The organism is Pseudoalteromonas sp. Z1A6, assembly GCF_011378745.1.
Taxonomy (GTDB): domain Bacteria; phylum Pseudomonadota; class Gammaproteobacteria; order Enterobacterales; family Alteromonadaceae; genus Pseudoalteromonas; species Pseudoalteromonas arctica.
The window spans coordinates 1-8,625 of record NZ_WTKW01000181.1 but is presented as its reverse complement, the minus strand read 5'-3'; the positions used below and the strand labels follow the sequence as shown (position 1 = coordinate 8,625).

At 40.0% G+C, this 8,625-nt stretch carries 12 protein-coding genes; 10 read left to right on the top strand and 2 right to left on the bottom strand.

The window, feature by feature from the left end; all coding sequences use genetic code 11:
• Positions 1 to 189 precede the first annotated feature (189 nt).
• Complete coding sequence (locus GQR46_RS12230; RefSeq protein ID WP_165741094.1) at positions 190 to 1,389, bottom strand: alpha/beta hydrolase-fold protein; 1,200 nt, start codon at positions 1,387 to 1,389, stop codon at positions 190 to 192.
• 377 nt (positions 1,390 to 1,766) lie between these two features.
• Between GQR46_RS12230 and rpsF the strand changes: the two genes are divergently transcribed.
• The 9 genes from rpsF to alr all read left to right on the top strand — a co-directional run bounded on the left by rpsF (position 1,767) and on the right by alr (position 7,954).
• Positions 1,767 to 2,108: a 30S ribosomal protein S6 gene (rpsF, locus tag GQR46_RS12225; protein WP_007378473.1), complete on the top strand. Its 342-nt coding sequence runs from the start codon at positions 1,767 to 1,769 to the stop codon at positions 2,106 to 2,108.
• Positions 2,109 to 2,151: 43 nt separating this feature from the next.
• On the top strand, positions 2,152 to 2,469 hold the full coding sequence (gene priB / locus GQR46_RS12220; protein ID WP_004588456.1) for a primosomal replication protein N: 318 nt from the start codon (positions 2,152 to 2,154) through the stop codon (positions 2,467 to 2,469).
• A 12-nt stretch (positions 2,470 to 2,481) separates the two neighbouring features.
• Positions 2,482 to 2,709, top strand: a complete 228-nt coding sequence (gene rpsR / locus GQR46_RS12215; RefSeq protein WP_007378475.1) for a 30S ribosomal protein S18 — start codon at positions 2,482 to 2,484, stop codon at positions 2,707 to 2,709.
• Positions 2,710 to 2,744: 35 nt separating this feature from the next.
• Positions 2,745 to 3,197: a 50S ribosomal protein L9 gene (rplI, locus tag GQR46_RS12210; RefSeq protein WP_002962755.1), complete on the top strand. Its 453-nt coding sequence runs from the start codon at positions 2,745 to 2,747 to the stop codon at positions 3,195 to 3,197.
• Between the two features lie 219 nt (positions 3,198 to 3,416).
• On the top strand, positions 3,417 to 3,965 hold the full coding sequence (locus tag GQR46_RS12205; protein WP_165727257.1) for a sigma-70 family RNA polymerase sigma factor: 549 nt from the start codon (positions 3,417 to 3,419) through the stop codon (positions 3,963 to 3,965).
• Positions 3,952 to 4,434 (top strand): hypothetical protein, encoded by a 483-nt coding sequence (locus GQR46_RS12200; protein ID WP_010554893.1) that lies wholly within the window; start codon positions 3,952 to 3,954, stop codon positions 4,432 to 4,434. Before GQR46_RS12205 ends, GQR46_RS12200 begins: the two co-directional genes overlap by 14 nt.
• A 9-nt stretch (positions 4,435 to 4,443) precedes the next feature.
• Positions 4,444 to 5,382, top strand: a complete 939-nt coding sequence (locus GQR46_RS12195; protein WP_101216066.1) for a DUF4097 family beta strand repeat-containing protein — start codon at positions 4,444 to 4,446, stop codon at positions 5,380 to 5,382.
• A 113-nt stretch (positions 5,383 to 5,495) separates the two neighbouring features.
• Entirely contained in the window at positions 5,496 to 6,875 is a 1,380-nt protein-coding gene (dnaB, locus tag GQR46_RS12190; protein WP_007587308.1) for a replicative DNA helicase, read from the top strand.
• The gene (alr, locus tag GQR46_RS12185) at positions 6,875 to 7,954 is read left to right on the top strand and encodes an alanine racemase (RefSeq protein WP_007587306.1); all 1,080 of its coding nucleotides are present in this window, start codon (positions 6,875 to 6,877) and stop codon (positions 7,952 to 7,954) included. The genes dnaB and alr overlap by 1 nt, the downstream gene beginning before the upstream one ends.
• Before the next feature lie 19 nt (positions 7,955 to 7,973).
• On the opposite strand, the gene GQR46_RS12180 is transcribed toward alr, so the two are convergent.
• Positions 7,974 to 8,213, bottom strand: coding sequence for a DUF2960 domain-containing protein (locus GQR46_RS12180; RefSeq protein ID WP_007587305.1), 240 nt, complete (start codon positions 8,211 to 8,213; stop codon positions 7,974 to 7,976).
• Positions 8,214 to 8,320: 107 nt separating this feature from the next.
• Between GQR46_RS12180 and GQR46_RS12175 the strand changes: the two genes are divergently transcribed.
• Positions 8,321 to 8,572 carry a hypothetical protein gene (locus tag GQR46_RS12175; protein ID WP_007587304.1) on the top strand — a complete coding sequence of 84 codons (252 nt, stop codon included), beginning with the start codon at positions 8,321 to 8,323 and terminating at the stop codon, positions 8,570 to 8,572.
• Positions 8,573 to 8,625: the final 53 nt, after the last annotated feature.

The following is an 8,625-nucleotide window of genomic DNA, read 5'->3' as shown; positions in this document are numbered from 1 at the left end:
CATCGGTTTTTTGTTTTAAAATAGTTTTGAACATATTTAAAGCCGCGCTTTTCACGCGAGCAAGTTCGGCGTCTACATGCAAAGTTTAACACTGAGCTTAATTTTACCTGTAGGCGTTTAGCTTGCTGACGCGACGAGCGTAGCTCGTAATTACTATCGTTAGTTAAAAAGCGCTTTGCGTTAAATCAGTTACAAATTCTCTTGTGCTTCATTCACCATATCTTTGAGCGCATCAACTAACATTGGATCTCGCGAGTTTTGCTTAGCAAGCTCGAGTGCGTGTTTCATGCTGGTAACGGCTTCTTTAAACTGTTTGTCTGCAGTGTACCCTTGCGATAAACGCATGTGAGAATAAGTTGCATTTGGGTAATCGGTAGTAAAGTGTTTAAGCGTTGTAATAGCTTTAGCTGTATTACCAAACTTTTGCTGGCTATGAGCAAACTCTACGTAAACATCTTGTGGAATTTTAAGCTCAAACCCGTACTTATCACTAAGTGCTTGGTAATAACCTGTAATGAGCGATACATCAGCAAACTTTCCGTGCTCGTCAGTAACCTTAAATATTAGGTCGCTAAATAAGCGAATTAGGCTATCGCTAAGCGCTGGTAGTATGGTGCCCATATGAGTAAAAGCGGGGTAATGCTTATATTCCCATTTAAGCTGCGAGGGCGTTTGTTGTTCTAAATTTACCAAAGTATTTAATACGCCTGTATAAAAGCGTGCTCCTTCGCTTGCTACACTAATAAATAACGCCTGATCACCTTTAGGGTTTTTAGTGTATTTTATAATATTATTTTTCAATTCCTCATCACTCCACCAACTGTTTGGGCTTATAGCTATATAGTTATTAAATAACTCAGGCTGATTAACTAAAGTATAAAGCGCCAAAGTACCTGCATTAGAGTGGCCAATTAAGGTGTTGTAGCCGTTAGTTGAGTAATTACTGTTTATATAAGGCATGAGTTCATCAGACACAAAGTTTAAAAACTTGTCGGTTTGCCCAGCTTCAGGCCATTTGTTTTTAACAAAAGTTTGAAACTCTGTTTTAGGCTCGCCTTCTACTTTGGGTAAATAATCGCGAACACGGTTAGTTGTATCAATACCAACGAGCATTGCGTTAGGTATCTGCTCGTAATCAACAAGGGATTTAATAACACCAGACGCCGTATGAAAGTGCTCAACACCATCAAGTAAATAAATAACATAAAGCGGCTGATCGTCTTTTACAGTGTCAGGTATGAAAATTTTAATGGGTCTGTCTTCGTTAAGTATTTTTGACTGCAGAATGACTTTTTTACCAACGGTTATGTCAGTTGTATTGGTTTTTGCGTGGCTTAAAAATGGTGTACTAAAAGTAAGTATTAATACAAGCGATAGTAAGAGCTTCATAAATATCCTTATTTAATAATGTATTGCTTAATAATTGCACGGCTTTAAGCTTGAGTAAATGTTTATATTTTCGGGGTAAACATAAAACTTAAGCAATTAAAAGCTATCGCTTTTCACGCGAGTAAGCTCGGCTTCTACAAGAGATATTACACTCTGTGCTTAACTTTTGCGGTAGGCGAGCAGCTTGCTGACGCGACGAGCGAAGCTCGTAATAATTACCTTTTAACTCTTATCCATAAAAGCTTAAAAAACCTGCTTGCTTAATTATCCGTCTAAGCGTAAAATGCGCGCTCATTTCGGCTTTTAAACTATTAATTCCTTGCCTTAAACCGACCGGCCGAAACGGTAGAAGGCTCTATTAACCGTAAGGAATATCCATGCGTCATTACGAAATCGTATTCATGGTTCACCCAGATCAGAGTGAGCAAGTTGCTGGTATGATCGAACGTTATACTGGTTCTATCACTGAAGCTGGTGGTGTTATCCACCGTCTTGAAGATTGGGGCCGTCGTCAATTGGCTTACCCAATTAACAAGCTTCATAAAGCTCACTATGTTCTTATGAACGTTGAAGCACCAACTGAAGTAATCAGCGAGCTAGAAACTACTTTCCGCTACAACGATGCAGTGCTTCGTAACTTAGTTATCCGCACTAAAACTGCTGAAACTGAAGCGTCTCCTCTTGCAAGAGAAGAGAAGAAAGAAGCACCAGCTGCTTAATTGTTTTGAGTCCTAGCATGGCATGTAATCAGCAGTTACTATAATGGTTAGCCCATATATGAATCAGCTGGTTATATCTGGGGTAGTTTGTAAAACTCCCAAGTTTAGTCAAAGCCCTGCTGGCATCCCGCATTGTATTTTTGTTGTAGAACATAAATCGATGCAAACCGAAGCAGACCTTAACCGTAATAGTTACGTGAGGCTTCAGGTAGTTGCCAGTGGAAAGCAAATGCAACAACAGACTCAACATTTGCACGTTGGGCAGGCATTGCAAGTGAGTGGTTTTTTAAATCGCCACGAAGGTCGTAACGGCCTTAGCCAATTGGTTTTGCATGCTCAGCATATAGAAAGAATTATTTGAGGAATTAATCTCATGGCACGTTATTTCAGACGTCGTAAGTTCTGCCGCTTTAAAGCGGAAGGCGTAAAACAAATCGATTACAAAGATCTAGCTACTCTTAGAAACTATGTTACAGAAAGTGGCAAAATCGTACCTAGCCGTATCACAGGTACTAGCGCTAAATTTCAGCGCCAGCTAGCAACTGCTATTAAGCGTGCTCGTTACTTAGCCCTTCTTCCATACACTGACTTACATAAGTAAGCAGCGGATTAACAGTTTTTAAAAGGTGTAGAAACATGCAAGTTATTCTACTAGATAAGATCGCTAACCTAGGTAGCCTAGGTGAACAGGTTGTAGTTAAATCTGGTTTCGCACGTAACTTCCTTTTCCCTCAAGGTAAGGCAGTTCCTGCGACTAAAGCTAACATTGAAACGTTTGACGCTCGTCGTGCAGAACTTGAAGCGAAAATCGCTGAACAGTTAGTTGCTGCACAAGCACGCGCTGAAAAACTAGAAGCATTAGCAGAAGTTACATTAGTATCTAAAGCTGGTGACGAAGGTAAGTTATTCGGTTCAATCGGTACTCGTGACATCGCTGACGCTATCTCAGCTGTTGGTGTTGAAGTTGCTAAGTCAGAAGTTCGTTTGCCTCTAGGTACTATCCGTGAGACAGGTGAATTTGACGTATCAATTTCAGTTCACTCAGACGTAACGGCTACTATTAAAGTAATCGTAATCGCTGAAGCTTAATTTTTAATTAAGCGACAAAAGCCGTGCTATTAGCACGGCTTTTTTGTGTCTGTAATTTGGCTAACTTCATTAGTTAAGGGCACCGTCCAATAAAGCCTCGTACAAGCCCCTTTTTTATTCAATTATTTTTTTATTCCCTTTAAACCTTTTCGAACTGTTATTACGTCTAACTTATCAATACACTAACTCAATAATAATAATTAAAAGGCGGCATCACGGATGTTACACGTTAAACCCGAACAAACGCCTTTATGCGAAGCTAAACTCATTGAGCGAGTTAAATCAGGTGATCAAGGCGCATACACAACGCTTTATGAGTTACATATAAAACGAGTCTACGGTTTATGTTTACGCTTATTAGCGGACCAAGCGCATGCTGAAGATGCAGCCCAAGAAGTGTTTGTACAGGTATGGCGTAAAATAGCGCAATTTGACGGTCGCTCGCAGTTTTCTACTTGGCTCTACAGCGTTGCCAGTAATGTTGCGATTAACTACTTACGCAAGCAAAAAAATTGGCTGCAAAAAGTAGTGAGCATTGAACACTGCGGTATGGATGAGCAATCAGCTAATGACTGCAAAGGCTTAAATGGTCTCGATAAATTAATAGTAAGGCTTCCTGAGCGCGCACGTATGGTGTTTGTGTTGTTTGCAATCGAAGGTTACAGGCACGAGGAAATAGCCGATCAGTTAGGTATGGCTGTTGGTTCAAGTAAGTCGCAATATCATCGTGCTAGGCAGCTACTACAAGAGTGGTATGAAAATGAATAAACCAAATTTTGACGACTATTTAAATGAGTCATTAAACACGCTTGATAAAGACATTACGCCACAAAAAGACCTGTGGGCGGGAATTGAGCGAGCAATGGTTAGTAATAAGCAGGACCTAAAAGGCACTGCTATTTGGCCAAAACTAACAGCAATAGCTGCCTGCACATTAGCGGCTTTAATTGCTGTAAATTTATTTGTTATAGCGCCAGAACCACAACCCGTAGTGGCTATAAGTGATTACTTTTCGGCGCAAAAAAACAGTTTGTTGGTTGAATATGAAAATAAAGAAGCATTGACCACTAACTGGCAAACGCAGCTACAAGAGCTTGAAAACGCAGAGCAAGCAATAAAGCAAGTTCTTGAAAATGAGCCACAAAACCAAGCGCTACTAACAATGTTAGCGCAAATATATCAACAACAACTTGATTTAATTAACAAGGTGCATGCGCCACGTTGGCAGCACATTTAGGAGTACTACATGAAAGCGATTTTATTAGGACTGAGCTTATTTCCGTTGGCGGTATTAGCGGGTGAAAAAATAGATAAGCAAATAGACGTACCAAGTGGCGGCACTATTTTTATTGAAAACCAACGCGGTGATATACATATTACAGGCTGGGATAAAAACGAATTTAAAGTATCTGGCGAGCTTGATGACAAAGCCGAGGGTTATGAGCTTAAAACAAATGGTGATAAAACTCAGTTTATTGTAAAAATGCCACGTAAATCAAATTGGAGTAATAATGGCGATGGCTCAAGCCTAACCATATTTATGCCTAAAAGCAGTAGTTTAGAGTTTGCTGGCGTTAATGTATCGGTGACTGCAAAAGAGCTAAAAAATGGCGCTGAAGTTGACGTGGTTAATGGCGAAATTACGGTAGATGATATTACTGGCAACATTAAGCTCACCACCGTAAATGGTGATGTAAATGCAGAAAACCTAAGTGGTAATATTCAATTTGAAACCGTAAATGGCGAAATTAACGATAGAGAATCAAGTGGTGAACTACGTTTTAGCGCTGTTAATGGCGATATTAAATCAACCTCAAGCGCCAATGATGTGCGCCTTGAAAATGTAAATGGCGATATAGATTTTACGCTATCGTCAATTAAAAACTTACGTATTAACACGGTGAATGGCGAAGCCGAAGTACATATTAAAGAGCTTTTAAAAGGCGGTGATGTACGTTTTGAATCGGTAAGTGGCGATGGTGATTTTTACTTTCCTGACAGCGTATCTGCAAATTTTGAAATTAAAGCGCACGCTAATGGCAAAATCATTAATAAAGTTACTGGCGATAAAGTCAGTAAAGCTAAATACGGCCCAGCCAGTGATTTAGAATTTAGCATTAATGGCGGTAATGCTAATGTTGAAATGGATACAATTAGCGGGCGCATAGAGCTTCGTATTAAATAACGCTCATTCACCTTCACGATTACAAAAAGCAGGAAAAGATTTCCTGCTTTTCTATTTGCACAGCCCCTTCAAGTCGATAGAATAGAGCCATTCAATTTTACTACTGTGAAGTTATGGCCAAACCAGATAAGCAAGTCGATACACTTAAAGTTCCTCCCCATTCAATAGAAGCTGAACAATCTGTTTTAGGTGGCTTAATGCTTGATAACCAAGCTTTTGACCGCGTAGCGGAGCTTGTTGTATCACAGGATTTTTATACCCGCACGCACAAGTTAATTTTTGAGGCGATGACGGCACTTGCTGAGATTGGCGATCCGATAGATTTAATCACTATTTCTGAAAGTTTAGAAAAAAATAATAAACTGGCAGGAATTGGTGGCTTTGCTTATTTAGCAGAAATAGCTAAAAACACGCCAAGTGCTGCTAACATTGACGCTTACGCAAGTATTGTACGCGAACGTGCTGTTGTACGTGAAATGATTGGCGTAGCGAACGAAATTGCAGAAGCCGGCTTTAACACCGAAGGGCGTACTAGTCACGACTTACTCGATTTTGCCGAAAGCAAAGTGTTTAAAATAGCTGAGCAACGAACAAAAAATAATGAAGGCCCGCAAAGCATTCATAGCATCCTTGAAAAAACCGTTGATAAAATAGAAGAGCTTTATCAATCACCACAAGATGGTGTTACGGGTGTAAGTACAGGTTATGCCGATCTTGATAAAATGACGACGGGCTTACAGCCTTCTGACTTAATTATTGTTGCAGCGCGTCCATCTATGGGTAAAACCACTTTTGCGATGAACCTTGCAGAACATGCTGCAATGACTCAAGACAAACCAGTATTAATTTACTCTCTAGAGATGCCTTCAGAACAAATTATGATGAGGATGTTAGCGTCTCTTGGCCGTATTAACCAAACTAAGGTACGTACTGGTCAATTAGATGATGACGATTGGGCACGACTTTCATCAACAATGGGCTTATTGATGGAAAAAGGTAAAATGTACGTTGATGATGCATCGGGCTTAACACCTACCGATGTGCGTTCACGTGCAAGGCGTATAGCCCGTGACCACGGTGGCATTAGTATGATCATGGTCGATTACTTGCAGTTAATGCGTGTACCAAGCCTTGCTGATAACCGAACGCTAGAAATTGCTGAAATTTCACGTTCACTTAAAGCACTAGCAAAAGAGCTAAAATGTCCGGTTGTTGCGCTTTCGCAGCTTAACCGTACGCTAGAGCAACGTGCCGATAAACGTCCTATTAACTCAGATTTACGTGAGTCGGGGTCGATAGAGCAAGATGCCGATTTAATCATGTTTATTTACCGTGATGAAGTTTATAACGAAGACAGTACTGACAAAGGTATTGCCGAAATTATCATAGGTAAACAACGTAACGGCCCAATTGGTAAAGTGCGTTTAACATTCCAAGGTCAATTTTCTCGCTTTGATAATTACGCGGGACCAGCGGTAGATGACGATTACTAATGCGCCTAGCCACTGCTGAAATTAATTTAGCTGCACTTGCGCATAATTTAGCGCAAGTTAAGTGCTTTGCACCTAACAGCAAAGTAATGGCGGTGCTAAAAGCAAATGCTTACGGGCATGGTTTAGTAACGATTGCGCAGCATTTAAATAATGCTGACGCATTTGCTGTGGCGCGAATAGATGAAGGGCTTGCCCTTCGAGCTGGGGGCTTAACAAAGCCAATAGTTTTACTAGAAGGCTTTTTTAACAAAGCCGACTTACCTATTTTACTCGCTAATAACTTTCAAACTATTATTCATGACGAATACCAATTAGCCGCGCTTGAAAAAGCAAAGCTCGATGCGCCAATAACATGCTGGTTAAAAGTAAATACAGGTATGCATCGACTAGGTATTGCGCCAGAGCAGTTTGAAGAGTTTTATAACCGCTTACAAAAAACACCTAACGCCAAAAATACCGTTAATTTAATGACCCATTTTTCGTGTGCTGATGATGTTGATAATGCCAAAACGGTTCAACAAATCACGTTATTTGATAACTTAGTGAATGGCATTGACCAAGCACATTGTTTATCAAATTCTGCTGGTATTATTGCATGGCCGAGCGGTCATGGTGATTGGGTGCGCCCTGGGCTTATGCTATATGGCGTATCGCCAATGGCAAATAGTATTGGGCAACAACATAAATTAAAACCAGTTATGCGCTTAACTACGCGCGTAATTGCAGTGCGTAATGTACCAGCTAATGAGGCGGTAGGGTATGGCGGACGTTGGAAAAGCGATAAACCAACCAAGTTAGCTGTTGTGGCTATGGGTTATGGCGATGGTTATCCTCGGCACGCTAAAGAGGGCACACCAGTAATAATTGGTAAGCAGCGTTATGGTATTGTTGGCAGTGTTGCTATGGATATGATTAGCGTAGATATAGGCGCTAATGAGCACAATATTAAAGTGGGCGACAGAGTCACTATGTGGGGCCCTGAGCTACCAGTTGAAGAAATAGCATTATGCGCTGATACTATCCCTTACGAGCTATTATGTAATATTACACCGCGCGTAAGTTATGAGTATCAGCGTTAATACAGCTATAAAGCGGTATTTACTCTTTTATAAAGTAAACGTCGCTAAAGCCCATACGGGCAAATTCTTGGTCGCGAAAGTTACGAACAGAAGCAGACCCTTTTGAGGTCATTTCTATTTGCTGTACCATGCTTAAGTAATTAGTCAGATCAATACCTTCGGCGGCAGCAATTGCTTGATACATGTCGTGGTATTTATCTTTAGCGAAATTAATCTCGCGCGGTTCGTTTTTATATTTGTAGGTTATTCTACGTGCCATTTTAAGCTCATTTCAATTGAGTGTTGCAGCGATTTTACACTGTATTTAATAACGGCTCTAGCATTGAATGACTTGTTGTAATCGGTAATTAAAATAAAGAGTCAAAAATGAAATTATCAGTAGAGATCAGTAAATACCCACTTCACCAAGATTATATCCCGTTTATTCAGGGCTTTATTGACAGATTAAACGAATACGATGATTTAAAAGTGATTACTAACACGTTATCAACGCAAATTTTTGGTGATTACGATTTAGTAATGCAGGTGTTAAATACCGAAATTAAACGTTCATATGAAGAATTTGGTAAAGCTATTTTTGTATGTAAGTTTCTCTCTGGCGACTTATCGCCTGAATAACCTATAATACCAACCTGCATAAATATTTGATCAATTTAACGAATTAAATTGCA

What these genes read in the sequence shown, in the direction of transcription:
- GQR46_RS12230 (WP_165741094.1), bottom strand. Translation starts at nt 1,389, where the DNA reads ATGAAGCTCTTACTATCGCTTGTATTAATACTTACTTTTAGTACACCA.
- rpsF (WP_007378473.1), top strand. Translation starts at nt 1,767, where the DNA reads ATGCGTCATTACGAAATCGTATTCATGGTTCACCCAGATCAGAGTGAG.
- priB (WP_004588456.1), top strand. Translation starts at nt 2,152, where the DNA reads ATGGTTAGCCCATATATGAATCAGCTGGTTATATCTGGGGTAGTTTGT.
- rpsR (WP_007378475.1), top strand. Translation starts at nt 2,482, where the DNA reads ATGGCACGTTATTTCAGACGTCGTAAGTTCTGCCGCTTTAAAGCGGAA.
- rplI (WP_002962755.1), top strand. Translation starts at nt 2,745, where the DNA reads ATGCAAGTTATTCTACTAGATAAGATCGCTAACCTAGGTAGCCTAGGT.
- GQR46_RS12205 (WP_165727257.1), top strand. Translation starts at nt 3,417, where the DNA reads ATGTTACACGTTAAACCCGAACAAACGCCTTTATGCGAAGCTAAACTC.
- GQR46_RS12200 (WP_010554893.1), top strand. Translation starts at nt 3,952, where the DNA reads ATGAAAATGAATAAACCAAATTTTGACGACTATTTAAATGAGTCATTA.
- GQR46_RS12195 (WP_101216066.1), top strand. Translation starts at nt 4,444, where the DNA reads ATGAAAGCGATTTTATTAGGACTGAGCTTATTTCCGTTGGCGGTATTA.
- dnaB (WP_007587308.1), top strand. Translation starts at nt 5,496, where the DNA reads ATGGCCAAACCAGATAAGCAAGTCGATACACTTAAAGTTCCTCCCCAT.
- alr (WP_007587306.1), top strand. Translation starts at nt 6,875, where the DNA reads ATGCGCCTAGCCACTGCTGAAATTAATTTAGCTGCACTTGCGCATAAT.
- GQR46_RS12180 (WP_007587305.1), bottom strand. Translation starts at nt 8,213, where the DNA reads ATGGCACGTAGAATAACCTACAAATATAAAAACGAACCGCGCGAGATT.
- GQR46_RS12175 (WP_007587304.1), top strand. Translation starts at nt 8,321, where the DNA reads ATGAAATTATCAGTAGAGATCAGTAAATACCCACTTCACCAAGATTAT.